The sequence below is a fragment of the Pseudophaeobacter sp. A-200-2 genome (genome assembly GCF_041008815.1).
GTDB lineage: Bacteria > Pseudomonadota > Alphaproteobacteria > Rhodobacterales > Rhodobacteraceae > Phycobacter > Phycobacter gallaeciensis_A.
Genome location: NZ_JAXGFU010000009.1, coordinates 175,535 through 200,644 on the forward strand (window position 1 = coordinate 175,535; position 25,110 = coordinate 200,644).

Annotated in this window: 26 protein-coding genes and 1 pseudogene; 16 read left to right on the forward strand and 11 right to left on the reverse strand. The window is 59.7% G+C overall.

The window, feature by feature from the left end; translation table 11 throughout:
• Nucleotides 1-187: 187 nt before the first annotated feature.
• Together SM766_RS14965 and SM766_RS14970 are read left to right on the forward strand one after the other, a co-directional pair.
• A complete protein-coding gene (locus SM766_RS14965) occupies nucleotides 188-1,576 on the forward strand; it encodes a calcium-binding protein (RefSeq protein ID WP_368948293.1) in 1,389 nt (462 codons plus the stop codon).
• A 238-nt stretch (nucleotides 1,577-1,814) separates the two neighbouring features.
• Nucleotides 1,815-2,894: a helix-turn-helix transcriptional regulator gene (locus SM766_RS14970; protein ID WP_368948294.1), complete on the forward strand. Its 1,080-nt coding sequence runs from the start codon at nucleotides 1,815-1,817 to the stop codon at nucleotides 2,892-2,894.
• A gap of 308 nt (nucleotides 2,895-3,202) precedes the next feature.
• Here the strand turns inward: SM766_RS14970 and SM766_RS14975 are convergent, their stop codons facing one another.
• Nucleotides 3,203-3,943 carry an NYN domain-containing protein gene (locus tag SM766_RS14975; RefSeq protein WP_274832300.1) on the reverse strand — a complete coding sequence of 247 codons (741 nt, stop codon included), beginning with the start codon at nucleotides 3,941-3,943 and terminating at the stop codon, nucleotides 3,203-3,205.
• A 370-nt stretch (nucleotides 3,944-4,313) separates the two neighbouring features.
• Here SM766_RS14975 and SM766_RS14980 point away from each other — a divergent pair, with 370 nt between their 5' ends.
• The 3 genes from SM766_RS14980 (at nucleotide 4,314) to SM766_RS14990 (ending at nucleotide 5,199) form a co-directional block, all read left to right on the forward strand.
• The gene (locus SM766_RS14980; RefSeq protein WP_274831098.1) at nucleotides 4,314-4,520 is read left to right on the forward strand and encodes a cold-shock protein; all 207 of its coding nucleotides are present in this window, start codon (nucleotides 4,314-4,316) and stop codon (nucleotides 4,518-4,520) included.
• Nucleotides 4,521-4,660: 140 nt separating this feature from the next.
• Complete coding sequence (locus SM766_RS14985; RefSeq protein WP_116560341.1) at nucleotides 4,661-4,891, forward strand: DUF982 domain-containing protein; 231 nt, start codon at nucleotides 4,661-4,663, stop codon at nucleotides 4,889-4,891.
• 131 nt (nucleotides 4,892-5,022) lie between these two features.
• Nucleotides 5,023-5,199, forward strand: coding sequence for a hypothetical protein (locus SM766_RS14990; RefSeq protein WP_274831099.1), 177 nt, complete (start codon nucleotides 5,023-5,025; stop codon nucleotides 5,197-5,199).
• A gap of 441 nt (nucleotides 5,200-5,640) precedes the next feature.
• Here SM766_RS14990 and SM766_RS14995 read toward each other — a convergent pair whose 3' ends face one another.
• Both SM766_RS14995 and SM766_RS15000 read right to left on the reverse strand, forming a co-directional pair.
• Nucleotides 5,641-6,852, reverse strand: coding sequence for an NnrS family protein (locus SM766_RS14995; protein WP_368948295.1), 1,212 nt, complete (start codon nucleotides 6,850-6,852; stop codon nucleotides 5,641-5,643).
• A gap of 77 nt (nucleotides 6,853-6,929) precedes the next feature.
• On the reverse strand, nucleotides 6,930-7,358 hold the full coding sequence (locus tag SM766_RS15000; protein WP_368948296.1) for a pseudoazurin: 429 nt from the start codon (nucleotides 7,356-7,358) through the stop codon (nucleotides 6,930-6,932).
• A gap of 99 nt (nucleotides 7,359-7,457) precedes the next feature.
• Between SM766_RS15000 and SM766_RS15005 the strand changes: the two genes are divergently transcribed.
• On the forward strand, nucleotides 7,458-8,153 hold the full coding sequence (locus tag SM766_RS15005) for a Crp/Fnr family transcriptional regulator (RefSeq protein ID WP_368948297.1): 696 nt from the start codon (nucleotides 7,458-7,460) through the stop codon (nucleotides 8,151-8,153).
• A gap of 26 nt (nucleotides 8,154-8,179) precedes the next feature.
• Here the strand turns inward: SM766_RS15005 and SM766_RS15010 are convergent, their stop codons facing one another.
• On the reverse strand, nucleotides 8,180-8,392 hold the full coding sequence (locus tag SM766_RS15010) for a DUF1858 domain-containing protein (RefSeq protein ID WP_274830414.1): 213 nt from the start codon (nucleotides 8,390-8,392) through the stop codon (nucleotides 8,180-8,182).
• A gap of 125 nt (nucleotides 8,393-8,517) precedes the next feature.
• Between SM766_RS15010 and SM766_RS15015 the strand changes: the two genes are divergently transcribed.
• The 7 genes from SM766_RS15015 to SM766_RS15045 all read left to right on the forward strand — a co-directional run bounded on the left by SM766_RS15015 (nucleotide 8,518) and on the right by SM766_RS15045 (nucleotide 14,148).
• The gene (locus SM766_RS15015) at nucleotides 8,518-8,970 is read left to right on the forward strand and encodes a c-type cytochrome (RefSeq protein ID WP_274833916.1); all 453 of its coding nucleotides are present in this window, start codon (nucleotides 8,518-8,520) and stop codon (nucleotides 8,968-8,970) included.
• A gap of 77 nt (nucleotides 8,971-9,047) precedes the next feature.
• Complete coding sequence (locus tag SM766_RS15020; RefSeq protein WP_368948298.1) at nucleotides 9,048-10,391, forward strand: cbb3-type cytochrome c oxidase subunit I; 1,344 nt, start codon at nucleotides 9,048-9,050, stop codon at nucleotides 10,389-10,391.
• A gap of 4 nt (nucleotides 10,392-10,395) precedes the next feature.
• Complete coding sequence (locus SM766_RS15025; protein WP_368948299.1) at nucleotides 10,396-11,190, forward strand: CbbQ/NirQ/NorQ/GpvN family protein; 795 nt, start codon at nucleotides 10,396-10,398, stop codon at nucleotides 11,188-11,190.
• 4 nt (nucleotides 11,191-11,194) lie between these two features.
• The gene (locus SM766_RS15030; protein ID WP_368948300.1) at nucleotides 11,195-13,069 is read left to right on the forward strand and encodes a nitric oxide reductase activation protein NorD; all 1,875 of its coding nucleotides are present in this window, start codon (nucleotides 11,195-11,197) and stop codon (nucleotides 13,067-13,069) included.
• Between the two features lies 1 nt (nucleotide 13,070).
• Nucleotides 13,071-13,244 (forward strand): hypothetical protein, encoded by a 174-nt coding sequence (locus tag SM766_RS15035; RefSeq protein WP_368948301.1) that lies wholly within the window; start codon nucleotides 13,071-13,073, stop codon nucleotides 13,242-13,244.
• Nucleotides 13,241-13,459: an NnrT protein gene (locus SM766_RS15040; protein ID WP_368948303.1), complete on the forward strand. Its 219-nt coding sequence runs from the start codon at nucleotides 13,241-13,243 to the stop codon at nucleotides 13,457-13,459. The genes SM766_RS15035 and SM766_RS15040 overlap by 4 nt, the downstream gene beginning before the upstream one ends.
• Complete coding sequence (locus tag SM766_RS15045; protein ID WP_368948305.1) at nucleotides 13,456-14,148, forward strand: NnrU family protein; 693 nt, start codon at nucleotides 13,456-13,458, stop codon at nucleotides 14,146-14,148. The genes SM766_RS15040 and SM766_RS15045 overlap by 4 nt, the downstream gene beginning before the upstream one ends.
• A gap of 30 nt (nucleotides 14,149-14,178) precedes the next feature.
• Here SM766_RS15045 and SM766_RS15050 read toward each other — a convergent pair whose 3' ends face one another.
• Both SM766_RS15050 and nirK read right to left on the reverse strand, forming a co-directional pair.
• Nucleotides 14,179-14,979 carry an SUMF1/EgtB/PvdO family nonheme iron enzyme gene (locus SM766_RS15050; RefSeq protein WP_368948306.1) on the reverse strand — a complete coding sequence of 267 codons (801 nt, stop codon included), beginning with the start codon at nucleotides 14,977-14,979 and terminating at the stop codon, nucleotides 14,179-14,181.
• A gap of 77 nt (nucleotides 14,980-15,056) precedes the next feature.
• On the reverse strand, nucleotides 15,057-16,205 hold the full coding sequence (gene nirK / locus SM766_RS15055) for a copper-containing nitrite reductase (RefSeq protein ID WP_368948307.1): 1,149 nt from the start codon (nucleotides 16,203-16,205) through the stop codon (nucleotides 15,057-15,059).
• Nucleotides 16,206-16,594: 389 nt separating this feature from the next.
• On the opposite strand from nirK, the gene SM766_RS15060 reads away from it, so the two are divergent.
• The 3 genes and pseudogenes from SM766_RS15060 to SM766_RS15070 all read left to right on the forward strand — a co-directional run.
• Nucleotides 16,595-16,984 carry a transposase gene (locus SM766_RS15060; protein ID WP_368948308.1) on the forward strand — a complete coding sequence of 130 codons (390 nt, stop codon included), beginning with the start codon at nucleotides 16,595-16,597 and terminating at the stop codon, nucleotides 16,982-16,984.
• 623 nt (nucleotides 16,985-17,607) lie between these two features.
• A complete protein-coding gene (locus SM766_RS15065) occupies nucleotides 17,608-18,069 on the forward strand; it encodes a hypothetical protein (protein WP_368948309.1) in 462 nt (153 codons plus the stop codon).
• Between the two features lie 444 nt (nucleotides 18,070-18,513).
• A pseudogene (locus tag SM766_RS15070) lies at nucleotides 18,514-18,831 on the forward strand (transposase); the annotation flags it as partial.
• Between the two features lie 29 nt (nucleotides 18,832-18,860).
• On the opposite strand, the gene SM766_RS15075 reads toward SM766_RS15070, so the two are convergent.
• The 5 genes from SM766_RS15075 to SM766_RS15095 all read right to left on the reverse strand — a co-directional run bounded on the left by SM766_RS15075 (nucleotide 18,861) and on the right by SM766_RS15095 (nucleotide 25,108).
• Nucleotides 18,861-20,711, reverse strand: a complete 1,851-nt coding sequence (locus tag SM766_RS15075; protein WP_368948310.1) for an ABC transporter ATP-binding protein — start codon at nucleotides 20,709-20,711, stop codon at nucleotides 18,861-18,863.
• A gap of 3 nt (nucleotides 20,712-20,714) precedes the next feature.
• Nucleotides 20,715-21,587 carry a metallophosphoesterase family protein gene (locus SM766_RS15080; protein ID WP_368948311.1) on the reverse strand — a complete coding sequence of 291 codons (873 nt, stop codon included), beginning with the start codon at nucleotides 21,585-21,587 and terminating at the stop codon, nucleotides 20,715-20,717.
• 70 nt (nucleotides 21,588-21,657) lie between these two features.
• A complete protein-coding gene (locus SM766_RS15085) occupies nucleotides 21,658-23,211 on the reverse strand; it encodes an ABC transporter substrate-binding protein (protein WP_368948312.1) in 1,554 nt (517 codons plus the stop codon).
• 76 nt (nucleotides 23,212-23,287) lie between these two features.
• Nucleotides 23,288-24,175 carry an ABC transporter permease gene (locus tag SM766_RS15090; protein ID WP_368948313.1) on the reverse strand — a complete coding sequence of 296 codons (888 nt, stop codon included), beginning with the start codon at nucleotides 24,173-24,175 and terminating at the stop codon, nucleotides 23,288-23,290.
• Nucleotides 24,176-24,178: 3 nt separating this feature from the next.
• Nucleotides 24,179-25,108, reverse strand: a complete 930-nt coding sequence (locus tag SM766_RS15095) for an ABC transporter permease (RefSeq protein WP_368948314.1) — start codon at nucleotides 25,106-25,108, stop codon at nucleotides 24,179-24,181.
• Nucleotides 25,109-25,110 lie beyond the last annotated feature (2 nt).

Here is a 25,110-nt window from a genome sequence, read left to right on the forward strand (position 1 = left end):
ACGCGTGTTTTGGTCTCATCACTCCGGGATGCACCCGGAGCCAGCCGACCTGGCAGTTGCAAACGTTTAAAGCTCAAAAAGATATGAGGCAGGCAATTCGTGGCTAGGGCTGACCGCAGTCCCACCATAACTGAACGCGGGGCCAGGAATCCATTCGACAGATCAACCCAAACCCGAGGAACGTATTATGGCCGATGTAAATGTGAGTGTCACTTTTGATGGAACAACAGATGTGTCGCGGCTTCCCGGGCAGTCTTACGTGCAATGGGATTCTTCCTGGTTGAGCTACTACAGCCTCTATCTGTCAGATGCCGATGACAGACTGTTTGCCGATGTCAGCCTAACTGGCAGTGACTGGACGGCAAAGATCGTCCGTTTTTCAGGTGCCGGCGCCAACAACCTGGTCACCCTGTCAGATGCTGATGGTGGTGCCGGGCGCCGTATCGACTATCTCGAAGTCGGTTTTAACTCCGTCGTTACGTTGGACAGCACAAGGGTGCGCAACATTCAGGGATGGGACGGCGAACGCCACGAAATCACGCTTGGCGACAATCAGGACAAGACCATTTTTTTTGTAAAACTCAACGCCCGCGAAAATATTTTGACAACGGGCAATGGATTTGTCGAAGCCATCGACACGGGCTGGTTCGGGGAAGGAGAAGCACTGGGGGACCAGATCAGCATCGGATCGGGTGGGGCCGGATCAGTCCGCACTCATGATGGCGATGACCAGATCGAAACGACAACATCCTATGTTCAAACGATTGTCACCGGCAGTGGAAATGACAACATCACGGTTGGATCCGGTGGAGCTGCATTTGTGAAAACAGGTGACGATAATGACAGAGTGGAAACCAGTGAAGGCTATGTCGAAGCGATCCTTACCCGCGATGGCGACGATCTGGTAAAACTGGGCACAGGGGGCGTGGGCTTTGTCAAGCTCGGCGGCGGCAATGATCGCGTCGTCATCAACACTCAGGACCCAAGCTACGGTGTCGCCTTGCAGGGCGGTTCAGGCGAGGACACAATCGACTTCAGAGGGATCACCTTAACAGGCGTGCGGTTTTCGCTGGATGAAGCTGGGGCCTTTCAGGATATCGCACGTGGGGACACACAAATCGGGTATGTCTCGGAAGTTTCGATGGAAAACCTGATTGGCACCCGGCGCGGGGATCACTTCACTGGGGACGGTGGCGACAATCGTATCAATGGGGGTGGTGGACAGGACCGATTGTTCGGCGGTGGGGGCCGTGATTTCCTGAACGGAGGAGGTGGACGCGACAAGCTGAGCGGAGGCTCTGGCCGGGACAAGCTCGACGGACGGGGTGGCAACGACGTTCTGACAGGTGGCGGCGCGGCCGATACCTTCGTTTTCGGAAAGAACTCGGGCAACGACAGGATTGCCGACTTCCAGGATGGTCGCGATCTTATCCAGCTGAAACGCCAGGATGGAGACATTGCATCGCTCACGATTGCGGATGACGACGGTGACCTACTGATTACCCATAACCATGGCACGATCCGCCTGGATGATATGGCAGGTCAAACCCTGACTGAAGATGATTTCCTGTTCTGACCCCGCAGGGATGGCCCTTCGTGGCAACACATGCGCCAAACGCACTGACCTTGGAGCGACCATTCCACAGAATGTTTGTTTCCAAGGTCGTTATTGAACACCTACGTGGGATTTTGTTGACGGCAGACTGCTCGCGCGGCAGTTTACTAAGATGAACCCGGCCCACCCCATAGGGCTTTGGCCCGAAATTTCGCTTGCCGCAATCGATGCGACTGTGGCGCCTGAGGGATGGGGGCGATTGTGTGATCTAGTCGCCGAGCAGGTCGATGCCGTCGGCATTTTCCTGTTTGTTTACGACACGATTTCACACGGAATTGACTGGTCGAAGACCTCTGAGCTTGGCCGAACGGATAGAGTTTTTGAACTCTTGGAAGAAATGCGCCTGGGTGGAGGAACAGAAGACCTTCCCGCTTTTGAGTTCATGCGCCATGTCAAACCCGGAAAGGTATTGGGAGAACGGGAATTCTTTTCCATTCCCGACAATGAACCGCTTCCACCTAGTGACTGGCGCGATAGGGTTCTCGCGGCGACAGGCGGCCTTGCCAGAAGCTCAATGAGACTGAATGAATTCGGCCCCTTCACTGATCTGGCTACAACGCTCGACCGCACGGCCCATGAAACGGGATCCGAGGAATACCGCCGGTTTGCCCCGTTTCTGCAACCTCTGCTGGCTCGCACTTTGGAAGCTAGCCGTACGATTGCCTCTCTGACCGAAAGCTACGCTCGGCTTATGACCCTGTTTGACCGTCTAGACTTTGGCGTCGCCTTCCTCCGCCCTGACGGAAAGATCCTGTGCGAGAACAATGCGTTGCGTGCAATTGCCAAAGAGTGGGACGCTCTTGGTATTCGAAATGGATATCTCAGAGAGGCCAACCCTCTGGAGCGTGGTGTTTTGAACAAACTGCACGCCGCCACGATGTCAGCGCCTGCTGCAAATTCCGCGCTTTCAACCACCCTGCGTCGCCTATCAGGCGCATTGCCCCTGGTGGTGAAATCAGTCCAGATCAGAGATGCCGAACTCGCACGGGAACCCGTCATCATGTTGATGGTCCTGGATCCTGAAGATTGCCATAGGCTCAATGCGCGCGGTCTTGAAGCTTTCGGCTTATTGACGGATGCCGAACTGGAAGTGTGTGAGCTCCTTGTTCGGGGTCATACTACAACCGATATTTCCGATACCCGAAACACATCGGTGGAAACCACGAAGAGCCAGATCAAGTCTACTGCGGCTAAGCTCAACTGCGCGTCCCGGATGGATATCTTGCGTCTTGCAATGGCAACGCGACTACCAGGGGAAGGCGCGCCGACTGAAACTTGAAGAACGCTATTGCTAAGGAGTAAGTATCGGCGCTTGCGCAAGCTCACTCGCAAGACCGTTTCTTCGAGGTGACACTCGATACGCTGCCACAAAGGCCAAAGGCCGCTAGGCGCAGATAGCGACATTTGCAAAGTCTGGCCTTCGGGCCAGTTCAATAGGTCCTCACCGCTGTGACGCCGCACTCACAAGCAGACCTTGGCCGTGGCGCATTCGAGCCATGTGCAGCACGACGGGTCGTACAGCGGGAAGCGGTCAAACGACGTTAGGCAAAGGCGAGCTTAACCCCTAGTCGAGACGACGCACCATAACTAGTCGAGACGACGCACCATAATCTGATTGCCTTCGCCGCGTTTGGTCTCGAGCGTTTTCAATGTGGCGATCAGCTCGCTGAGCTTTCGCTTTCCATAGCTGCGCGTGTCAAAATCAGGAGCAGCAGTGGAGAGATATTGCCCGATCTGCCCAAGCGGAATCCACTCATCGTCCTGATTGATCGCATCCATTGCCCGCTTCACAAGCTTGCTTGGATCTTCCAGATGCGTCGGAGCACCGTCCTGGCTGTCCTCTTTTGGGGCCGTTGATTTAGGTGTTGTCTTTGTTGGCTCTGAGATGAGGTTTTCAACATAAATGAACCGTTTGCAGGCCTTCACGAACGCAGTTGGGGTCTTGCGCATCCCCATGCCGAAAACATCCAATCCCTGCTCGCGTATGCGGCTGGCCAGCCGCGTGAAATCGCTGTCCGAGGAGATCAGAACAAACCCGTCGAAGCGACCGGAATGAAGAATATCCATGGCATCGATGACCAGCGCGATATCAGAGGCATTCTTGCCTGTGGTATTGGAAAACTGCTGATGCGGCACGATTGCCAACGAGGCAAGCTTTTCCTTGGTCCAGCCTTGAGCGCCGGACCCCGAGAAATCGCCGTAAATACGGCGAATGCTCGCCTCTCCCAGGGATGCGATCTCCTCAAACATGATCTCGGCGTGTTTGGCAGATATGTTGTCTGCGTCAATAAGGACGGCCAGGAGCGGTGGCTTGGATGTGCTCAGCATGGGGTAAACTCTCTGTCGTGTTGACCTGTCCCACGAGGACAAACCCATGGGTATGCAAAATGATACGGCTGTCTTCAGCCTTGCTATGATTGCCTGCGGAGCCAGCTAAAGATCTTTAGACCCGATCTTGATCGGCGATGCAATCGAACCGGAAACATGCCGTCGCAAAGGGATTGGGCTCCGGCGCGGGCATGCAGTTTACTGCAAAACACTTGAAAATCCTTGCAATTGCCGGGGACCTCCCCCATGTAGGTTGGGCAAAGCTTCTTCCTACGTTCTTCTGTTTCCTCACGGCCCCAGTTGTTCTTATGTCGACACTGGGCCGGGCTATCGCATGTTGCGGATGGCATTTTTTCAAGGAGACGACACGATGGCCAATGGCACCGTGAAATGGTTCAACTCTCAAAAAGGTTTTGGTTTTATCGCGCCCGAGCACGGATCGAAGGACATCTTTGTCCATATTTCCGCTCTGGAACGCTCTGGCATCCAGCAGTTGGACGATGGTCAAGCCGTGACCTTTGATGTCGAGGCCGGTCGCGACGGACGCGAGTCCGCCAGCAATCTTGCACTCGCCTAAACCTTTACAGGTTTCAAGCACTCAGCGGGAGCATTCTGCAATGCTCTCGCTTCCCGCATCTTCAGTGATCATGTTCCAGATGCGGTTTTTCCCAAAGTACCGAAAGAATACACTTGATAGAACTCTCTTGGGGCACCCCCATGACCATTTTCCTGCCGTCCGAAGGGCGAACGCGGAAAATCTCCACAATCGAACAAGCCCATTTTTGGCTGCAGAAAGCATGGCCTGTTTCTGACAGAAACAGAGACGTCGCACTCGAGCAGATCGATGCGGCCATGGACTGTCTTGCTCCTGTCGGAGCTGCGCGCGCCGCATTCCTTCTGGCAGTGGACACCGCTGGATTTCAGGCGGATGTTCCTGCGGCTGCTTAGGCAGCCACCGCTAGTTGGCGCCATGGCCGCGCAGCCGTTTCCATCCATCCCATAGCCCACCCGACAGAAAACGGACTGAATTTTTACGCAATACCGCCCTGCCGCACAATCGATCTCAACGGAGCAAGACCATGACCAAGCTTGATACTGAGGCGCTGAAACTCGTCGGTGTTCGCCGCAAGGAAACAGCGATGGAGAAAACCACCCGTGCAGCGCGTGAAATTCTGGATGACGAAAACGAAATGCGCCGAGCCAAGAATGAGCGCCTTAGACGATCCCGACTGCAATATGAACGCGGCGATCGGTAGGACAAATCCCTTCTGACAGCCGGACCGAGATATTGCCGTTTCTATGTCTCCAGACGGCAGGGGAGCTCCACCCGCAAGCCGAAATTGCCGAGAGAGCGGTTTTCTATCGCTAATGTTTCCTGCGGTATTTTGGGGGAGTGCGTGTCGTAAGTGCTGCCCATGAGGTTTTTCGCACCTCCTGTTGGCCCTGTTCCGAGATGTCGCGTCGGTTTTGAGCCGCAGCATCCCGAAAATTGGGTTGCACCATCTCCCATGGCCGAGGTTTCCTCTTGAATGACTGCTTTCGGGAAATCCGTTCCTTCTCTTCGCGTATGCAGCGTGGCTCGCGCTGCACTCAGCACCAATGTCTTGTTTGGGCTGTCTGCAGTCATCCGGTGACCGACCGGACGACCAAAAAGATCGCGTACCGGTCGCCGAAACGCCGCAAGTCGGCTTCGAGCCTTAAGCAGGGCAAGATACAAAGCTTACGTTTGACACTGGTTTCCTTCTGATTTTTGGCCTCGTCATCCAGCGCCCCGTACGCCACAGGAAAATGCCAAAGCCAACAGTCCAAAACATGGTTGAGAGATCAATTCCATCCAAGTTTTCGATCCTGAATTCCTGCCCGGCAACGCGGGCAAGCATGGCGGCGCAGATCATTGCAAATGCCAGACTTAGCGCGCTCCCGGCGACCAACGGGCGGCCTGTATGCCCCATGGTGGCCCGCATCATCACCGCCAGGGTCATACCTGCAACTGCCCCGATGCCGAACACATGGGCAGTGACGGCAGGCTCTGCGATCCCCAGAGCACCCGCTGCAATCGATGCAAAGCCGAGCGGCACCATCAGGTAGGAGATGTGCAGCATCAGCAACAAGGGGGACCGCCAAGTGTTCTGCCCCCGCCACCGCACAAGGCGGCAGAGGTGCAGAATGGCCGCAGCGCCACCTGTGAACACGCTCACCAGATCGAAGGGAGCCACTGCCCAGCTGAGCAAGGCGGCCAGACCGGCGATAATGCAGATCCCGTCAAACCTGTTGAACGCGACCGGGAGCCGCGTCGCGCCCCGCTGTGCCAGCCAGTTGCGGGTGAAACTCGGCACGATCCGCCCGCCGATCAGAGTGATCAGGAAAATCAGGAGTGCAATGCCAAGCCGCCGACCGGTGTCAGCAACACCATCTGTCAGCGCTTCGATGTGAAACAGGACATTCGCGCCCCAGAGCAGAGATACGGGGACAAGCACCTTCAGGTTCTTCCAGTTGCGGCCCGCCACGATTTCGCGGGCAATCATAGCGGCAACGACAAACAGGAACATCTGGTCGATGCCCAGAATCCAAGGCGCAGCAAAAGGCAAAAGGCCCGCGACGGCCACTCGCCCAGCCAGCCACAGCATCAGCAGCAACGCCAGTGGCCAGCCCCGCGATGGCATTCTTCCGGTCCAGTTGGGAACCGCGGTGAACAGAAAACCGGCGACCACGGCGGCACCGTATCCGAAAACCATCTCGTGGATATGCCAGTCTGCCGGAACAAAATATCCGCCAAGGGTCACATACCCACGCCAGACCAGCCACCAGAGCGGGATTACCCCGCAGGCGAAGATGCTGGAAAAAAGAAAGAAAGGGCGAAAGCCATAGCTGAACAGCGGTGGCCCCTGAAAATCATTCCGCGGTTTCATTGATCATACCCCTTTGAAAGCAATCGGGCGGCACCTCCGGCACCGCCCGTTTCGGTCAGTTGACACGGGCCTTTCGGTCATTCGACCTGAGCGATGAGATCGGCCATCCGGGCCTTTGCCTTGCCTTTCTGTTTCACGACCTTCGCGCCATCCAGGTTCACCGCATCCCCGACCTGGATCAGGGCGACCATGCCCATGGCGTAATGCGGCGTGCATTTGATCCCATAGACGCCTTCCGCCTCGACGGTCAGATCAAACTCCTTGTTGAACTTGCTCTTGAAGCCCTCGACGCCCTCGGGAAGCATGCCCTTGATGGCCTCCACGTTGTGGCCCTTGTCGGTGGGAATGAACCTCACCACGTCGCCCGGCGCAGCCTTCACAAAGGCAGGTTCGAAGACCATCGCACCAACATCGCCCTTGTTTAGCATTCTAACCTCGAAGGTCTCCGCACCAGCAGCTCCGGCGGCAAGGGCAACACAGGCGGTCAGCATCAGTTTCTTCAGCATCGGAACATCCTTTCATTTGTCCGGTTGCGTTCTCTGCCCCTGATATGCGTTATGGGGAGACGCCAAACGTTGCTCTGAAACAAACTCCGGACACAAAACGTGCCCAAGCTCGATGAAAGCCTGCTGACCGATCTGCCGCCGTTCTCGCTTTTGGAGAGGGGACAGATCCGCGAAATCCTGACACATGCGGTTTCGCGTCGGCATGAAGAGGGGAGCGAGATTTTCCGGGAGGGGCATGAGGCCGAGCGGTTCTATCTTCTTCTTGATGGTTACCTGCGCGTTGTGCGGACGACGCCCGGTGGCGACCAGATTATCGTGCTGCATATTTCGCCGGGACAGCTCTTTGGCATCGCCCCTGCGCTCCAGCGGGATACCTACCCGGCGACAGCCATCGCAGCAGCCGAATCCATTGCGCTGTCCTGGCCCACCAGCGTGTGGGAGGATTTCACATCGCGGTTTCCGGGCTTCGCGAGTGAAAGCTACAAGACCCTCGGGCAGCGCCTGGGCCAGATCCAGGAAACACTCACCGAGATGGCGACCCAGGCGGTGGAAAAACGCGTCGCCTGTGCTCTTTTGCGGATGGTCAATCAGACTGGCCGCAAGACCGCGGATGGGATCGAGATCGCCTTTCCCGTGACCCGCCAGAACATTTCCGAAATGACCGGCACCACCTTGCATACAGTAAGTCGCCTGCTATCCGCTTGGCAAAAGGACGGTGTCGTTCGCTCAACCCGCAAGCATATCGTTGTCACGGACCCGCACCGGCTTGTCCTCCTGAGCGGCATGGAAGGCTGAAACCGAACAGGCTGTGCTCTGCCGGATCAAACTTTCGGTATCAGTGCAGCCAATTCCGCCCTGAACGCATCCTCGTCCAGATCATATTCAAGGCAGGCATCCGTCAGCGCATGGAAAGGCGCAATCGGACAGCCAGGGCAAAGCATGCGCCGGTCAAAGAATACGGCCGCCATCTGTGGCCAAGCTGCAAACAGCTCGGACAGCGCCAGATCGGGGTCATCGAAATCAGGCTTGCGCATGGCGGGTCCTTTCATACCGACATGCTGCGCGCATCTTTCGGCTCGTTCTTTGCGATTCCGCAATAAGCGACCACGCCACCCCCCATAGACGTCAGGTATCCGCAACAATTTGTCGGGACCGCGACATGTCAGAAATACTTACCAAATCGCGGGCCAGGAACGTGTTCTACGGGGGATCCATTTTCTTCGTCGTCGTGTTCGTGGCCCTGACGGCGCATAGCCACCGTTATATCGTAAACGAGGCCACGGCCGGAATGCCCCTGACCGACGAGGTCAGGCTGGGCAAACATGTGTGGGAGCGCAACTCCTGCATCAACTGCCACACCCTGCATGGCGAGGGCGCCTATTTCGCCCCCGAGGTCGGCAACGTGATGACCCGCTGGGGCGCGCAGGACGATCCGGAACTTGCCTATGAGATCCTCGACGGTTGGATGAAATCCCAGCCCTCGGGCATCGAGGGGCGTCGTCAGATGCCGCATTTCGAGCTCACCGAAGAGGAAATGCGCGGGCTCGCCGAATTCCTCCGCTGGGCTGATCAGACCGATACCCAGAACTGGCCGCCGAACGACGCGGGCTGATCGAGGGACAGGAGACAAGCGCAACCCGAAAAGTGGGAACCGGTTTTCGGATCACGTTGCGCGTCAGGAGAACAACCATGAAATATCAATCTCAAAAGGTAGCTTACGCCTACTTCCTTGTGGCCATGGCGCTTTTCGGCATTCAGGTGCTGGGCGGGCTGCTGGCCGGCTGGATCTACGTGTCACCGAACACGCTATCCGAGATCCTGCCTTTCAACGTTATCCGCATGATCCATACCAATGCGCTGATCGTCTGGCTGTTGCTCGGCTTCTTTGGCGCGGCCTATTACCTGGTGCCCGAGGAAAGCGAACGCGAAATATTCTCGGTCAAGCTGGCCTATATCCAGCTCGCCATTCTCGTGGTCGGCACCCTTGGCGCTGTCGGCTCTTACCTTGTCGGCATCCATGGCGGACGCGAATTCCTTGAACAACCGCTCTGGGTCAAGTTCGGCATTCTCGTCGCCGCGGTGATCTTTCTCGTCAATGTCTCGCTGACCTTCCTTGCAGGGCGCAAGACGGCGATCACCAATATCCTGATGATGGGGCTGTGGCTGCTTTGCCTGCTCTGGGTCTTCGCCTTCATAAATCCCGACAACCTGTCGCTGGACAAGATGTACTGGTGGATGGTCGTGCATCTGTGGGTCGAGGCGACCTGGGAGCTCGTCATGGCCGCGATCCTCGGCTTCCTGATGCTCAAGCTGACAGGCGTTGACCGCGAGGTCATCGAGAAGTGGCTCTATATCATCGTCGCGACGGCGCTGTTCTCGGGCATCCTTGGCACCGGCCACCACTTCCTCTGGATCGGCACCCCGGGCTACTGGCAGTGGATCGGCTCCATCTTCTCGACCTTCGAGGTGGTTCCCTTCTTCGCCATGATGTCATTTGCCTTTGTCATGGTCTGGAAAGGGCGCAAAAACCACCCGAACAAGGCCGCGCTGCTGTGGTCGCTCGGATCTTCCACCGTTGCCTTCTTTGGCGCGGGCGTCTGGGGCTTCCTGCACACGCTGCACGGGGTGAACTTCTACACCCACGGCACGCAGATCACCGCTGCCCACGGGCACCTGGCCTTCTACGGTGCATATGTTGCCCTGAACCTCGCGATGTTCAGCTATGCCATGCCGCTGCTGCGGAACCGCGCGCCCTATAATCAGGTGCTCAATATGGCGAGCTTCTGGCTGATGACCGGCGGGATGGCCTTCATGACCTTCACGCTGACCTTTGCCGGGACGATCCAGACACACATGCAGCGCATCGTGGGCGACTATTACATGGATGTGCAGGACCAGCTGGGTCTCTTCTACCTGATGCGCTTTGGCTCAGGCATCGCGGTGGTCCTTGGCGCCATCCTCTTCATCTACTCCATGCTCGTGGTGCGCCGCGAGGTGGTCAAACCCGGCCCTGTGGCCGTTCCGGGAGAGTGATCCGATGAAAGACCTGCATAAACCCGACCTGCCCTTCTATGCGCCCGCTGCCGATGAATGCGCGGTGTTCGAGATGGCCCATGCCAACGCTCTGCCCCTTCTTCTGAAGGGGCCGACCGGCTGCGGCAAGACGCGTTTTGTCGAACATATGGCGGCGCGGCTGGACCTGCCGCTGCACACCGTGGCCTGCCACGATGACCTCAGCGCCTCTGACCTGATCGGGCGTTACCTGTTGAAAGGCGGGGAAACCGTCTGGGTCGATGGTCCGCTGACACGGGCGGTGCGGGAGGGCGGTATCTGCTACCTCGACGAGGTGGTGGAGGCCCGAAAGGACGTCACCGTCGTGCTGCACCCGTTGACCGACGACCGCCGTCGGCTGGTCATTGACAAGACAGGTGAGGAACTGGTGGCGCCAGACAGCTTCATGCTCGTAGCCAGTTACAACCCAGGCTACCAGAACATCCTGAAAAAGCTGAAGCCCTCAACTAGGCAGCGCTTTGTCTCCATCGGCTTCGACTTCCCCTCGCCAGAGGTGGAGGTGCCCGTGGTCGCCCGCGAAAGCGGTCTCGATGAAAGCCGGGCCAAGGCGCTGGTCCGGCTGGCGGCTGGCATCCGCAACCTGTCGGGCATGGATCTGGAGGAGGGGGTGTCGACCCGCCTGCTGATTTACGCCGCCACGATGATCACCAAGGGTATGCCCGTCGACCGAGCTCTTGAGGCCGCAATCATCGAACCGCTGTCCGACGAACCGGACGTTCAGCAGGCGCTGCGCGATCTTGCCAGCGCTGTCTACGGGTGACGCCATGATCCACGTTCTCGACCTCATGGAGCCGGAGGAAACCGTCGGCAACCTCTGGCACGACATGGCCACGCGCAAGGCCGCAACCGATGCAGAGCGCGCCGTGGGTTTCGATGCCATACGCCCCAGCCTTGCCGCGCTGCTGCGCGCGCTTGGCGGGTCGGCAGGGGTCGAGATCGTGGCGGCGCCGCTTGCTTCCTCAGACCATCGGCCCGGCCTGTTGCGCCGGATCGGCACCCCGCGCGAGATGGCCCATGTGGCGGATTTCGATGGCGACCGCCTGCGTCTTCCTCCTGTGGTGGATGTCTTTTCCACCCACGAGCTGAACCGCGCCGCCTACCTGTGGCTCGCTGCCATCGCCGCCTTTGCTGAGATCCCCGCACGGCAGGAAGATTCCTACCGCAACGATCTGGCGCAGATCACTGCAAACGCGGCTGCGATGGATCGTGCCTTTGCGGCCTGTCCGGGCCTTCAGGACGCCTACCGCGCACTGTGCCTTGAAACCTGTGCTCTGCGGGACCGCAGCGCCCTGCCAAAACATGAGGCATCGGTCGAGCGGATGATCCTCGATCAGATCGGCTGCCAGCGCGGTGGGATCGAGGAAATCGACACCCCAGCCCCGCGCGGCTATCGCAGCTATGCCCCTGTGCCGATCTGGTTGCGCTTCCTGCAGCGCGCCGCTGGCAAGGGCGCATCCGAAACGGCAGAAGAGCCGGGCCAGACGCCCGCCTTTGCCGTCCCGAGCCGCAAGGAAGCCAGACGCGAGGAACGTGATCAGGCCAACCGCAACGATGGCTTCATTATTCACCGCTTCGAGACGATCATGTCCTGGGCCGAGAGCCGGAACATCAACCGCATGGTCGATGACGATGATCAGGACAACGCTGCCAAGGCCGCCGAGGATCAGGATCACCTGACCTTTTCCGAGAACATGAAACGCGCGGCGACCCGGTTGCGCCTGTCGCTGGACCTGTCGCCGCAGGACGCCGATCACGAGATGCTGGCGGGCAAGTTCACCTATCCCGAATGGAACCGCCGCACCGGAGACTACATGCCAGGCCACACCCGCGTGCTGGAGGCCCCGGCCAAACCGCGCGCGGAATACGCGCCCGATCCGCGCCTTGTTGCACGGGTCAAACGGCAGTTCGCGCCACTGCACCCACGTCGGGTGATCCTGCCGCGCCAGATCGACGGCGAGGATCTGGACCTTGACGCGTTGGTCACATCGCGCACCGATATTGCCTGTGGGCAGGAAGGATCGGACCGGGTCTGGCAGGCGGGCCGCCCCACGGCGCGGGACCTTTCGGTGGCGATCCTGATGGATTGCTCCCGCTCGACCGAGGCAGCGATTGGCGACACCTCCGTTATCGAGGTGGCGCGCGAGGCGCTGTCGTCGCTGGCCGAAGGCATCGACACCGCCGGAGACAGGCTTGGCATCTGGGGATTTTCTTCGCTGCGCCGCGACCGGGTTTTCCTGCACCGGGCAAAAACCTTTGCCGAACCGATGTCGCGCGACGTTACAGCGCGGATCGGCGGGCTCACCCCGGGCCACTACACCCGGCTCGGCGCGGCGATCCGCCATGTCTCTGCCCAACTGGCCGAGGAAGGCGCGACGCGGCGTTTGCTGCTGGTGCTGACCGATGGCAAACCCAATGACCTTGACCATTACGAAGGCCAGCATGGGATCGAGGACAGCCGCATGGCCGTCCGCGAGGCCCGCGCCCTTGGGCAAGCGGTGCATGGGGTCATCGTCGATCAGGACGGACAGGACTGGTTCGCCCGGATCTTTGGCCGCGCCGGTTTCACCCTGCTGCCCCATCCCGAGCGCCTGCCACGCGCTCTGCCTGAAATCTATCAAACTCTGACCATGGAGAACTGAGATGAAACCCATCCTTGCCGTCGCCCTGACCCTGCCGAGTACGGCCATTGCCGAGGCCTTTGACCGCCCGATCCCGCAACCGCAGACAGACACCGCGGAGTTCTGGTTTCTCATCGGATCGATCGCGCTGATCCTGGCGCTCGTTGCGGTGCAGATGCTGGTGAGCCGCCGATGAGGCCCTCACCAAAACTTGTCGCCGCACTCTATCCGTTCGGTGCTGGGGCCATGGCGGTGAATCTCTTCTTTGCTTCTCTGATCGGATCCTGGCTGGGCTGGCCGGTGCTGACGCCCTCACAATCGGCTGCCGGGGGGCTGGTCATCGGCCTTCCGGCGACGTACGCCTTCGCATGTCACATCGTGCGATTGATGGAAAAGGCCGACACCGAATGACCGACTGGACAGAATACGGCTTCGCGCTTGGGGTCTTCGTCGCGAGCCATTTTCTGCCGCGTGTTGGGGGACTGCGCGAGCGGCTGATCCGCGCGTTCGGGCGGCGGGTGTATTTCTCGGCCTACGGGCTGCTGTCCCTCGCATTGCTGGTCTGGGTGATCGTGGCTGCGGGCCGGGCGCCCTATGTCGAACTCTGGCCACAGATGCAGTGGTCACGGTGGGTGCCCAACGTCTTGATGCCGCTTTCTGTCGTTCTGGTGACCTGTGGGAGCGGGCTGTCGAACCCGTTCACGCTTGGCGGCAAACGGAAGGCGATTTTCGATCCGGCAAATCCCGGCTTCGCCTCCATCACGCGTCACCCGCTCTTTGTCGCTCTCGCGCTCTGGGCCGGGGCGCATCTTGTCCCCAATGGCGACCTTGCTCATGTCATCCTGTTCGGCAGTTTCACGGTGATGGCCCTTGCCGCGATCCCGGCATTCGATGCCCGCGCGCGGCGGGAACTCGGGCCGCAAGCCGCCAGCTTCTTTGCGGCGACGTCAACCCTGTCGCTAATGTCACTGGCAGATCGCAGCTGGCTGGCGGTCAATGGTCGGGCGCTGGTTATGCGCGCCGCCCTCGGCCTGATCCTCTGGGTTGCCGCGCTGCACCTGCACAGTCTGGTGATCGGCGTTTCCCCCTTTCCGCTCTGAGCGTCAAACACGGAAGAGACGCTGATTGGCTCATTGTTCCCGGACCAGTCGAAACCCCAGGTGTTCCGGGGGCAGGCCAACGGCGCATCCCCCTGAACGGGCATCTCTGATGAAATCGACAATGGCCGCGCGATGCAGGCCGCCCGCAATGCGAACCGCGCAATAGGGTTCGCTCGACGCGATGGAGCCGTCCGGGTTCAGGGTTCCGTTTTCCATGCAGCCGCCGGTCCATTCCCAGACGTTGCCGGAGAGATCAGCCACCCCTTTGGAATTTATTCCAAACCCCCCGGCAGGCCGCAGTGCCGGGCTGGCCGTGCCGCGCAACAAAACCCCGGCCTTGTAACGGGCCAGCATCCTCTCACCCGGATCCAGATCGCCCGGATCCGCGACCGCATCCCCGTAGCGTTCAGCTGCTGCCAATTGCCATTCGCGGTCGGTCGGAAGGCGCCACACATCCCCGGTTACGTCGGAGTACCAGGCCGCAAAGTCACTGGCATCCTGCCAGTTCACCTGCGTCTGCGGCAGTCCCACTCCCTCGGCGGGAACCGGAGTACAGGCACCGGCCTCCACGCAGGCGCCATATTGCTCTCGGCTGACCTGAAATTTCATGATTGAAAACCCCTCGACCCTGAGCAGGATCTCTTGTGGGGTCTGTGCCTTTCCCGCCCGTTCGAAATTCCCGAAGGGGCGGTAGTCAATGACTCCTGCCTCAACGCCCACCATCTCAACCGGGTCAAAGGGCGGGGGCGCAGCTTCCTGCGCGGGCCACATTGCCAGGGCGACAAGCGCGACCAGACCGGTGGCTCCAAACGAAAGCGCAATCCTCTTCATATCCGAACTCCTGAACCATAGCGGGGCGACCAATACTCTGGCCGCCCCCATCATCATCACTGATTGTGCCTGGCCGGTTATGGCAGCGCGGTCTTGCCCTCATAGGCCGCGTTATATTCGACCGGTGCCTGTACCTGCTCCATCAGGTCGTTGTTCCAGTCGCCCTCGACCACCACGTGGGCTGTCGCGCCAAGGTTCACCGCTTCGATCAGATTGTGGTTCACATAGGCATAGACACCGGGTTGCAGGAATTCATAGAGCGCAGCACCGGCAGAGCCACCGCGAATGAACCAGGTTTCCAGGTCACGCTCCGGCGGGTTGTTGAACTTGCCGGTTTCCCAGACAAGGTCACCGTGGCCGCCGATCAGGTGGGGTCGGGTATCCCGGTTCGCCTGGCTGTGGACAAACAGCACCTTCTCGCCCTGCGCCGCATGAAGCGCGTTGTCGCCGGTGAGCGATCCGATCTTGCCGTTGAATACGACATGGCTCGGGATCAGTCCGTTCATCACCTCCAGCGTGTCGGGATAGCTTTCGCCGACATCCTCGAACCGCTTGTAGCTCCCGTCCGCATCCTTCGGAATGTAGAAGTCATTCTCTCCGATGTAGAACACGCGGTCATAACGGACCGGCTCGCCATTGTGGTCGCTCAAACCGTTGCGCGGCAGGACCATGATTGCGCCGGACATGCCGCTGACGACGTGCCAGGGGATCATCGGGCCACCCGGGGCACAGTGATAGACGAAGGTTCCCGGACGGGTTGCCTTGAAGCGCAATGTGGTCTTCTCGCCAGGGTTCACCAGCGTCAACGACCCGCCGCCAAGGGCACCTGTAGCAGAGTGGAAGTCGATGTTGTGCTGCATCAGGTTTTCGGGCGAATTATAAAGCGTCAGTTCGACATAGTCGCCTTCGTGTACCACCATCAAAGGCCCCGGAATTGATCCGTTGAAGGTCATCGCCTGAAGATAGGCACCATCGCCGACCTCGACTTCCTTTTCAACGATCTGCATCTCGAATTCGACGATGCGCGGTTCCGCAGGGGCCACCTGTTCATGCTCGTGGACCATCGGCGGACGGACCAGCCTCCGCTTGATCCGCTTGAGGCTCGACAGGTCGGCAGGCAGGGCCATGGAGGTGTCCATGATTTCTTCGGCTTTGGCAGCCTTTGCAAGAAGCGGCAGCGCGGCAACGCCTGCGCCCCCCATTAATGCGGCTCTTCTCGTCAGCATGTCCCGTTCCTTTCCATTATGACTGCTGTTTGAGAAAAAGCTATCCCGGTCGGGAGCTCAGAACGTTGCGCAAACACAAACTTTCGGTGTGACTGACTCTTGAGGAGTTTTTTTCATTGAACTCGGCTGTTCTGCTCTGAGTGCTGCCTCGAATCCTGTGGGCGCGGCGTTATTGCGGCACGCCGCAACGCGGTGCTGGAGCAGGGCACCCGCCGGAAACCCGGCTGATGCGAATTACGCCCGGCATGGATCGCGGGTTTCGGTGGGGCGGGGCGCGAGGTCGTGCAGTTCGAGGGTAAGCGGTGCAAAGACCCCATGTTTCAATGAAATAAGGGGTTTGAGATACTGGCGCCACCTGAAGAAAGGAGGCGGTAATTCTGGATGGAATGATGCCGGAAGAAGTGAAAGTGTGGGGGATCACGGTCCCCGTTTCCCCAACCAGGAGGCGGAAATGGCCAGACGCGCTCCGCGCCAAGGCTGTTCGAAAGATCTTAGCTGGAGCCGGAATCCGTGAGACGGCTGAGGAGATCGGCACCAACAAATCTCCGGTCGCTCTCTGGGTTAAGAAGGCCGACACTTCCGGGAAGAGCCCAGCTTTTGTCGAGGTCGTTGCTCCGGCGGTCCAGCGGCTGGCCGAGCTTCCTCACGAGTATGGCCACGAGACTGCAAGTAGCACCTCCTGCCGGATCAGTATCGGAACGGCAGCCATTGAGATACCCCCTGGCTATCCTGCCGATCACCTGGAGGAAGTTCTGCGGGCTGTGAGGGCAGCACAATGATTTTGGCGTGCAACCATCGGGTGGTTCGGTTTGATTGTTAGTGCATTGTTGGCCTGCTGCCGTAGGATCAGGTTGTAGAGCAGCCATTTCCTGTCGCTTGTCGCTGGCAAAGCGAGGCGCGCGAACTACCTAGGTACCAAAGGGTTCAAATATAGCAGTTCGGGTTTGGTAGATTGCGACGGCTGCACGCTCCCGCAACCAAAAATAACGCACAACAATTACAATATGATAGCGCCCCAAGGGGCGCCTTCTGCGTTTGTAGCCCTGGAAGTGTGGAAGCACTCTGGAAGCACGCGGGGACAACTCGCGCCGTAGTAAAACGGCAACAGGCACTTGCGCCGGTAAACGACTTCGAGACACTGCACGCCTGAGATCAACAGGGAACCGAGGAGCAGAAGAAGCCGATTGGCACGACCGGCCCTAAGCCGTCCTCGACGCAGCAAGATCAGATCGCCGAACCTACTTCGCTGCGTTACCACACGACAGCTCCAAGCCCTATTAGCTTAGTCCACTGGAAGTTTTGACGATCGCTATTCGTATGGTTCTTCGCGGCAGTCTGCAATTTCCTTACTGGCGCAGAGTGCCATTTTGACAGGCAGGCCCGCAGGATTGTAGGAGGGACCATGAAGAAGATCGCCGGATTTTTCTTGTTGTTTTGCATTGCTGCGGTCGCACTGGTCTTTTTCGCCTGGTCCCAGCCGTCTCAAATAAAGCATTATACCGCCGAAGACCTTGTAGGATTAACCTGCGCAGAGCTGAGCGCACGGCATGACGACTTCATCTTCGCATATCATGATGCCGAAATTGCCAACTATAGGCGAACAGGTGGTTTTCAGGATGATCTGGGCCTGCCGCAGGAAGAGACCTTGCCGTTTATCGTTCTCATGAGATGGTTCATGCAAGACAACGAAATCATTGAGGCGGATCTCGTGCATTCTTCTTTACCTTCGAAAACACTCCAAGGCACGAAATTCTATTATGAAATATCTGCTGCATGTGCCTCAGCTTCCCCGTTGAGGGCAGTTGACGTGATGCAGCAAGTGGCAACGAAACTCAATCTGATTGATCCGGCCTTGTCTCCATAAGAGACATTCCTATCAGATATGGGATCGCCGTCCGGCTGGCAGATTTCACGACTTTGCAAATGTCACTATCTGCGCATTGCAGTCGATCATGAACGGCGACAAAAGCCTACGAACGACCATGTCAGCAGCTCGGCCCTAGATGTCGCATGAGGGATCTGGTGGTGAAGTCAATACGTCTCCAGAACTGATTGCTGCTGCTTTGATCGCGAACTTCACCTTCGTATGAGTCGCTCAGTCTCATCCGCAGTGTCGAGAGGAAGAAGTGTCCCATCAGGCAATGGTCGCTGCAATTGTTGGGCAGCCTCAATAGGCGAATTTGGCCAGAGGTCCCGCTCGGTCGGCTCCGTCAAAATCATCGGCATAGCCTTCGGATGGACCGCAGCGACCTCCGCATTTGGCTGACACGTCAGAAAGGCAAAAAGATCGTCCTCTGTCTCCCCATCCTTGAGCGATTATATCGGCGCGCGGGCACTGCTCAGCGGCTTGCCAAACGTGAAATGGCTGCTCGGGGATCGCGGATATGACGCTGACTGGTTCAGAGAAGCATTGCAGGACCAGGGAATACGCGCCTGTCGCCCCGGTCGAAGGAAACGCAAGACGCCAGTCAAATGCGATAAGAGCTGATACAAGCGGCGCGATCGCATCGAAATCATGTTCGGCAGGCTCAAGGACTGGAGGCGTGCAGCGACCCGCTATGACCGATGTCCAAAGGTCTTCCTCTCGATCATCGCCCTCGCCGCAGTCGAAATCTACTGGTTCTGAATCCCGACACTATGGCCTGAATCCGGACCTCAGACCTGTTCGAACTGGCTGGACCGTGTTGAGGAGGAACCTTCGCGATCTGTCACATTCTGTTCCGGCCTGTGCTTTGGGCGCGCAGACAGAAGGGTATCGGCGGGGTTCTGAACCGCGACGAAATGGTCGGGGCTAACCTCTCTCATCTTTGAACGTTCCGGCGCGTACCCTACGGGAAGCAGCAGTTTTGGTGGCTGCACGGCGGGCAGCTGCGGGCGTTGGGCGCCACGGCGCGAGGGATCGGCCACCGGCACGGCGGCAAGCAGCCGCTGCGTATAGGGGTGCTGCGGGTCGTGCAGCACAGCTTCGGTCGGGCCGGTTTCAACGATCTGCCCGGCCCACATCACCGCGACACGGTGACTGACCCGTTCGACCACCGCGATGTCGTGGCTGATGAACAGGAAGGACACACCGTCCTCGGCCTGCAGCCGCGCCATCAGGTCGGTGACCTGACGCGCAACCGATACGTCCAGCGCCGACACCGATTCGTCGGCGACGATCAGGGCGGGGCTCACCGACAATGCGCGGGCAATGCAGAGCCGCTGGCGTTGCCCGCCGGAAAACTGATGCGGAAACCGGTCCGCGGCAGCGGGTTCCAACCCGACTTTTTGCAGAAGTTCCCCGGCCAGCGCGCGGCGGTCGCGGCGCGACAGGCGCTGGTGGATATGGGCCGGTTCGGTGATCAGATCGCGTACTGACATGCGCGGATTGAGGCTGGCGAAGGGGTCTTGAAACACCATCTGGGCGCGCTGACGCAGGGGGCGCATTTCAGCAGCATTGAGCCCGGTAATTTCCTGCCCTTCCAGCCGGATACGGCCCTGGCTGGGTTCGACCAATCGCAAAACGGCGCGGGCAAGGGTGGATTTGCCGCAGCCGGATTCGCCCACCAGTCCCAGCGTTTCCCCCGGAGCAATGGAGAGCGAAACACCGTTTACGGCGTGATAGTCCAGATGCCCGCCCGGTAACACTCCGCGGCGCACCGGAAAATGAACCGCGAGGTTTTCGACCTCCAGTACAGGGGAAGTCGGACGCAACAAAGGCTTGGGCGCGCCACTGCCGAGTTTCGGCGTCGCAGCCATCAATTGTTGCGTATAAACAGCCTGCGGGCGGGAAAAGATCTCGGCCACGGGGCCTTCCTCGATCTTGTCGCCCTGTTTCAGCACCACCACGCGGTCGGCAATATTGGCAACCACGCCCATGTCATGTGTGATGAACAGAACCGCGGTGCCGATTTCCTCTTGCAGTTGCCGGATCAGGGTGAGGATTTCAGCCTGCGTCGTCACGTCCAGTGCGGTGGTGGGTTCGTCCGCGATCAACAGGTCGGGGCGGCAGGCCAGTGCCATGGCGATCATCACCCGCTGGCGCAAGCCGCCAGACAATTCGTGCGGGAACTGGTCAAGGCGACGTTCGGCTTCGGGGATCTTCACCTGCTCGAAGGCGTCGCGTGCGGCTGTGCGGGCCGCGGCGGCATCAAGGCCCTGGTGCAGTTGAAGGACCTCGGCCACCTGGTCGCCCAAAGTCATCACCGGGTTGAGCGCGGTCATCGGCTCCTGAAAAATCATCGATACCCGGTTACCGCGCACCTGCTGCATATGCCGGTCGCTGAGCGCCGAGAGCTGCAGGTCCGGCGTGCCGTGAAGGGTGACGGTGCCGCCCGCGATTTGGCCGCCTTCGCGTTCGATAAGTCGGAGCAATGCCAAAGCGGTTGCCGATTTCCCAGAGCCGGACTCACCCACAAGAGCCAGCGTTTCCCCCTTCGCGATCTCGAAGGAGATGCCCTTGACCGCCTCGTGCGATCCGAAGTTCAGGCGCAGGTTATCGACACTCAGAAGGGGGATACGGGTCATGGCTCAGCTCTCGGTCTTGAGGGTGCGGTCACGTCGTTCTGGATGGTCGCGGAAATCGGGCATCACCGGGGTCCAGCGCCGGGCGGAAGGGGTGATTTCCGCGCGGTAAGGATCTTTACCCACCACGTCCCAGCGCAGGGTTTCGCCGAGTTCGATCATGCCCATGGCGCCGGCAGGGTCGCCTTCGGTGGTGAAGCTTTCGGTCAGCGATTGTTGCGTCAGATGCGGGATGCCATCGATGGTGGTAACGGTGTTCCAATGCACGTGCCCCGACAGGCAGACCACCGGCACTTTGGCCTGTGCCAGCGCGGCGCGGGCACGGTCGGCCATCGGATAGGTGGAATGGCCCGGGTTGTTCTGGAAGTAGTAGTTACCGATCTGCGAATGACCCGACACCGGCACGTGGCTGACCACCAGAAGCGGCCGGTCAGCGGCCTGCACGGTGCGGGACAGCCACAGAAGATCGGCTTCGCGTAAGACGAAACCGGTATGCTCCGGCGTGCGTTGAATGCGGGAGTCCGCGCGCCACAGGGCGATACGCCAGTCGCCGATATCGTGGGTTTCATGGCCCAGAGACTGGCCGAGGATTTCTTCGTTTTCCTCGACGCTCAGATAATCGCGGTCGTGATTGCCGTTGAGGTGCCAGATCGGTTTTTCAACAGCGCGGAATGCCTCAGCCACTTCGGCTTCAAGCCGCAGGTCGGTGGCATGGTCGACATCAGAAATCCGGTCCCCGAGGTCCAGCACATGGTCAACGTTGGCGTCACGGACATAGCGGGAAAATTCATCCATCAAGCCCATGGCGGCATCGCCGCGCTTGGTGGCGGACGGGGTTCCGTGGTGAATGTCGGCAACGATGGCAAGGCGAACGGTCATGACGGGATATTCCTGAAAGTGTGTTTTGGGGTGAGGCCCGCCGCCGCCTGGGCGACGGGCCATTTCATGATCAGTTGGTCGCGAAGGAGATCGAACCGGCGCGGAAGTCGAGCACATAGGGAATGTGGCCCGGCTTCGGCGCCCAGCTCACGTCCTTGCGCATCGCCCAGCTTTCGAACGGACGATAGAGCGGCAGCACCGGCGGATCCTGCTTGATACGTTCCATCAGCTCACCATAGGCAACCTTGCGTGCCTCGACGTCCTTGGAGAAGCGGAAGCGTTCCCAGATTTCGGCATAGCCCTCATCGGTGTTGAAGCGGCCTTCTCCTTCGGAGGGGCCGTTGGGAGCCCACATCACGCCGAAGGATCCGAAGGGATCAGCGAAATACATCGGGTTCGACCAGTTGCGGGTCATCATCTCGGGCGAACGGCCCGACCATTTCTCGGCGATGTTGACGCGGCCATTGATGCCGACCTCTTTCCACATCTCGGTGATGGCCTGAGCGGCCAGCATACCGTTGGTGTAATAGGTCGGGTGGGTGTCAAAGGTGACCTCGAACCCGTCGTAACCGGCTTCCTTCAGCAGTTCCCTGGCCTTTTCGGGGTTGTATTCGAAGGTCTTCAGCTCCGGCATGTAAAGATCGCCGTATTCCTTCAGCGTGTGGGTGGAAGGCACCACCGCCTTGCCCAGCCACAGCGCCTCGTTCAGCGTGTCGCGGTCGATGGCGAGGCTCAGCGCCTGGCGGATGCGCGCATCGCGCAGCTTGGGGTGGTTCACGTTCATGATCATGACGTGGAACAGCGGCGTGGCGCTGCCGACCGTGTGCAGGTTCTGGTCGCTTTCGATCAGCGACAGCTGGTCGGGGGCGATGTTGGTGATGATCTGAGCTTCGCCGGTCTTCAGCGCTGTCACCCGCGATGCAGTTTCCGGGATCTGCTGCACGGTGGCCTTGGCCAGCGGCGCCTTGTCGCCCCAGAAATCGTCGAAGCGTTCATAGACCACGCGTTCGCCGGGAACGAATTCGGAGATCCGGTACGGGCCAGTGCCGACCGGCGCCAGCGAGAAGGCTTCGAAATCGTCATGCTCGGCCACTTTGGGGTCGCCGGTCAGGCCCTTGGTGTACTCCTCGGGGATGATCATGACCTGCTGCAGGTTCAGCAGAGTTTCCCACAGCGGTTCTTCCTTCTCGACCATGATACGCACGGTCAGGTCGTCGATTTTCTCGGCCTTGACGAAGTTCGACAGACGGTCGCGCGACCGCACCACATAGGGCGGGAAATCGGCTTGGTACATGCGGTTGAGCGAGAACACCACGTCGTCGGCGGTCATTGCTTCGCCGTTGTGGAAGGTCACGCCGTCGCGCAGCGTCAGCTCCATGGTCTTGGCGTCGACCAATTTCCATTCGGTGGCCAGTGCCGGAACCCATTCGGCGTCCAGCGTGTCGTGGTTCTTGCCGATCAGCGTGTCAAAGCTGTTGTAGTAGAATTGCGAACCGACGTTGGAATGGTCGCGGCCGGGGTCGAGGTAGCTCGACACGTTGGCGGCGCCGACGGTGATTTCCTGGGCAGATGCGCCCGAGGCGATCCCTGCGGCGAGGGCGGTGGAAAGCAGCAGTCTCAGCATTGTCTTTTCTCCGTGAGGATTGAGTAGACGTTTGAAGGAGCGGGCGTTTGCGCCTCTGTTGTTGGTATGTCCGGGGTTATCGTTCGCGCAGCCGCACATCGGCGCCGTCGCGCAGCCAGTCGCCAAGGATCTGCACCGCGAAAGTGATCAGCAGGATCATCAGCGCCGGGGCAGCCACGATCCACGGGGCGGTCGGCATGTAGTCGCGGCCGATCCCGACCATCGATCCCAGCGTCGCGGTGGGCGGCTGCACACCGAGGCCGAGGAAGGACAGGGTGCTTTCCAGCAGCACGATGTTGGACAGCGACAGGGTGAACTGCACCACGATGGGAGAGACGATGTTGGGCAGCAGGTGATGCCGGGCGATGCGCAGCGGGGCAGCCCCGGCGGCGCGGGCGGCCTCGATAAAGGGCATGTTCATCAGCCGCTTCACCTCGCCGCGCACGATGCGGGCGTATTGTTCCCAGCCAGCAAGACCGAGGACCAGCACGATTACCTCGATCGAAGAGCCGAGGATGGCCAGCAGGAACAGCGCAACCAGGGTAAAGGGGACGGCGATCTGGGTGTCGACCGCAGCCATGATGCTGGCTTCGGTGCGGCCACCGACGATCCCGGCGAGCAGCCCCAGTGCGCCGCCGATCAGCAAGCCCAGCGTCGCGCCCAGCACCGCGAGCATCAGGGTCAGCCGCAGCCCGTAAAGGCTGCGCGAGAACACATCGCGGCCCAGCTCATCCGTGCCCAGAAGGTAGCCCGTCTTGGCGCGTTCGAACCCCAGTGGCGGGCGCAGGCGCGAGATCAGGCTTTGCGAATTGGGATCAAAGGGCGCGAGCAGCGGTGCGAAAATTGCTAGGATCACCAGGGCCAGACCGATCAGGATCGCGGCCTTCTGGATCACATCGGCGCTACGCCATAGCTGCAATGCGGCGGCCGGGGCAGAGTTCGAGGGAACGGCGGGATAAGTCATGGATCAGCCTTTCACGGTGTGGCGCAGGCGCGGATCGGCCCAGGCATAGGCAAGGTCGACGGCGGCGTTGATCACGATCACGGCCAGGGCGACGGTCAGCACACCGAATTGCAGCACCGGGTAGTCACGGCGCAGGGCCGAAGTGACCAGCAGGTCGCCAATGCCCGGCCAGGCAAAGATCGCCTCGATCACCACTGACCCGGATGCCGCCAGACCAGCCACCTGCAGCCCGATCACCGACAGGATGGTGATGCCCGCGTTGCGCAGCCCGTGTTTGACGATCACCGCGTTTTCCGGCAGCCCCTTGGCCCGGGCGGTGCGCATGAAATCCTGCCCCAGCACGTCCAGCATGGCGTTGCGGGTGAACCGTGTCAGCGCCGCAATTAGTACACCCGACAGGGCGATAGTGGGCATGATGAAATGCCATGCGGTGCCATTGCCCACCACCGGCAGCCAGTTCAGCCAGTAGGAAAAGATCAGAACCATAAGGGTGGCGAGGACGAAATTGGGGACCGCATAGCCGAGGAAGGCCACCACCATCACCGCGCTGCCGACCCAGCTTTTGCGCCAGATGGCGGCGGCAATGCCCAGCGGGATCGATACGAGAAGGGTGAGCCCGACTGCCGACAGCAGCAGCTGGGCCGAGGGCCAGATCCGTTCCATCACGATCTCGGCGACGGGGCGGCGTTCGATGAAGGACAGGCCGAACTGGCCGTCAGTGAAGGACCGCAGAAAGGCGAGGTATTGTGACAGCACCGGCCGGTCGAGTTCGTAGTATTTGATCAGCAGCTCGCGGTCTTCGCTGGTCATGCCTTCGCCGATGACGAAATCGACCGCATTGCCCGACAGGCGGGTGGCGAAGAACACGATGGTGACGATGACGAAGAAGGTCAGCGCCATCCGGAGCAGGGTTCGCAGGGCAAAGCTCAGCATGG

Coding starts and splice junctions, on each gene's coding strand:
- SM766_RS14965 (WP_368948293.1), top strand. CDS start 188: ATGGCCGATGTAAATGTGAGTGTCACTTTTGATGGAACAACAGATGTG.
- SM766_RS14975 (WP_274832300.1), bottom strand. CDS start 3,943: ATGCTGAGCACATCCAAGCCACCGCTCCTGGCCGTCCTTATTGACGCA.
- SM766_RS14980 (WP_274831098.1), top strand. CDS start 4,314: ATGGCCAATGGCACCGTGAAATGGTTCAACTCTCAAAAAGGTTTTGGT.
- SM766_RS14985 (WP_116560341.1), top strand. CDS start 4,661: ATGACCATTTTCCTGCCGTCCGAAGGGCGAACGCGGAAAATCTCCACA.
- SM766_RS14990 (WP_274831099.1), top strand. CDS start 5,023: ATGACCAAGCTTGATACTGAGGCGCTGAAACTCGTCGGTGTTCGCCGC.
- SM766_RS14995 (WP_368948295.1), bottom strand. CDS start 6,852: ATGAAACCGCGGAATGATTTTCAGGGGCCACCGCTGTTCAGCTATGGC.
- SM766_RS15000 (WP_368948296.1), bottom strand. CDS start 7,358: ATGCTGAAGAAACTGATGCTGACCGCCTGTGTTGCCCTTGCCGCCGGA.
- SM766_RS15010 (WP_274830414.1), bottom strand. CDS start 8,392: ATGCGCAAGCCTGATTTCGATGACCCCGATCTGGCGCTGTCCGAGCTG.
- SM766_RS15015 (WP_274833916.1), top strand. CDS start 8,518: ATGTCAGAAATACTTACCAAATCGCGGGCCAGGAACGTGTTCTACGGG.
- SM766_RS15020 (WP_368948298.1), top strand. CDS start 9,048: ATGAAATATCAATCTCAAAAGGTAGCTTACGCCTACTTCCTTGTGGCC.
- SM766_RS15025 (WP_368948299.1), top strand. CDS start 10,396: ATGAAAGACCTGCATAAACCCGACCTGCCCTTCTATGCGCCCGCTGCC.
- SM766_RS15030 (WP_368948300.1), top strand. CDS start 11,195: ATGATCCACGTTCTCGACCTCATGGAGCCGGAGGAAACCGTCGGCAAC.
- SM766_RS15035 (WP_368948301.1), top strand. CDS start 13,071: ATGAAACCCATCCTTGCCGTCGCCCTGACCCTGCCGAGTACGGCCATT.
- SM766_RS15040 (WP_368948303.1), top strand. CDS start 13,241: ATGAGGCCCTCACCAAAACTTGTCGCCGCACTCTATCCGTTCGGTGCT.
- SM766_RS15045 (WP_368948305.1), top strand. CDS start 13,456: ATGACCGACTGGACAGAATACGGCTTCGCGCTTGGGGTCTTCGTCGCG.
- SM766_RS15050 (WP_368948306.1), bottom strand. CDS start 14,979: ATGAAGAGGATTGCGCTTTCGTTTGGAGCCACCGGTCTGGTCGCGCTT.
- nirK (WP_368948307.1), bottom strand. CDS start 16,205: ATGCTGACGAGAAGAGCCGCATTAATGGGGGGCGCAGGCGTTGCCGCG.
- SM766_RS15060 (WP_368948308.1), top strand. CDS start 16,595: ATGCCGGAAGAAGTGAAAGTGTGGGGGATCACGGTCCCCGTTTCCCCA.
- SM766_RS15065 (WP_368948309.1), top strand. CDS start 17,608: ATGAAGAAGATCGCCGGATTTTTCTTGTTGTTTTGCATTGCTGCGGTC.
- SM766_RS15075 (WP_368948310.1), bottom strand. CDS start 20,711: ATGACCCGTATCCCCCTTCTGAGTGTCGATAACCTGCGCCTGAACTTC.
- SM766_RS15080 (WP_368948311.1), bottom strand. CDS start 21,587: ATGACCGTTCGCCTTGCCATCGTTGCCGACATTCACCACGGAACCCCG.
- SM766_RS15085 (WP_368948312.1), bottom strand. CDS start 23,211: ATGCTGAGACTGCTGCTTTCCACCGCCCTCGCCGCAGGGATCGCCTCG.
- SM766_RS15090 (WP_368948313.1), bottom strand. CDS start 24,175: ATGACTTATCCCGCCGTTCCCTCGAACTCTGCCCCGGCCGCCGCATTG.
- SM766_RS15095 (WP_368948314.1), bottom strand. CDS start 25,108: ATGCTGAGCTTTGCCCTGCGAACCCTGCTCCGGATGGCGCTGACCTTC.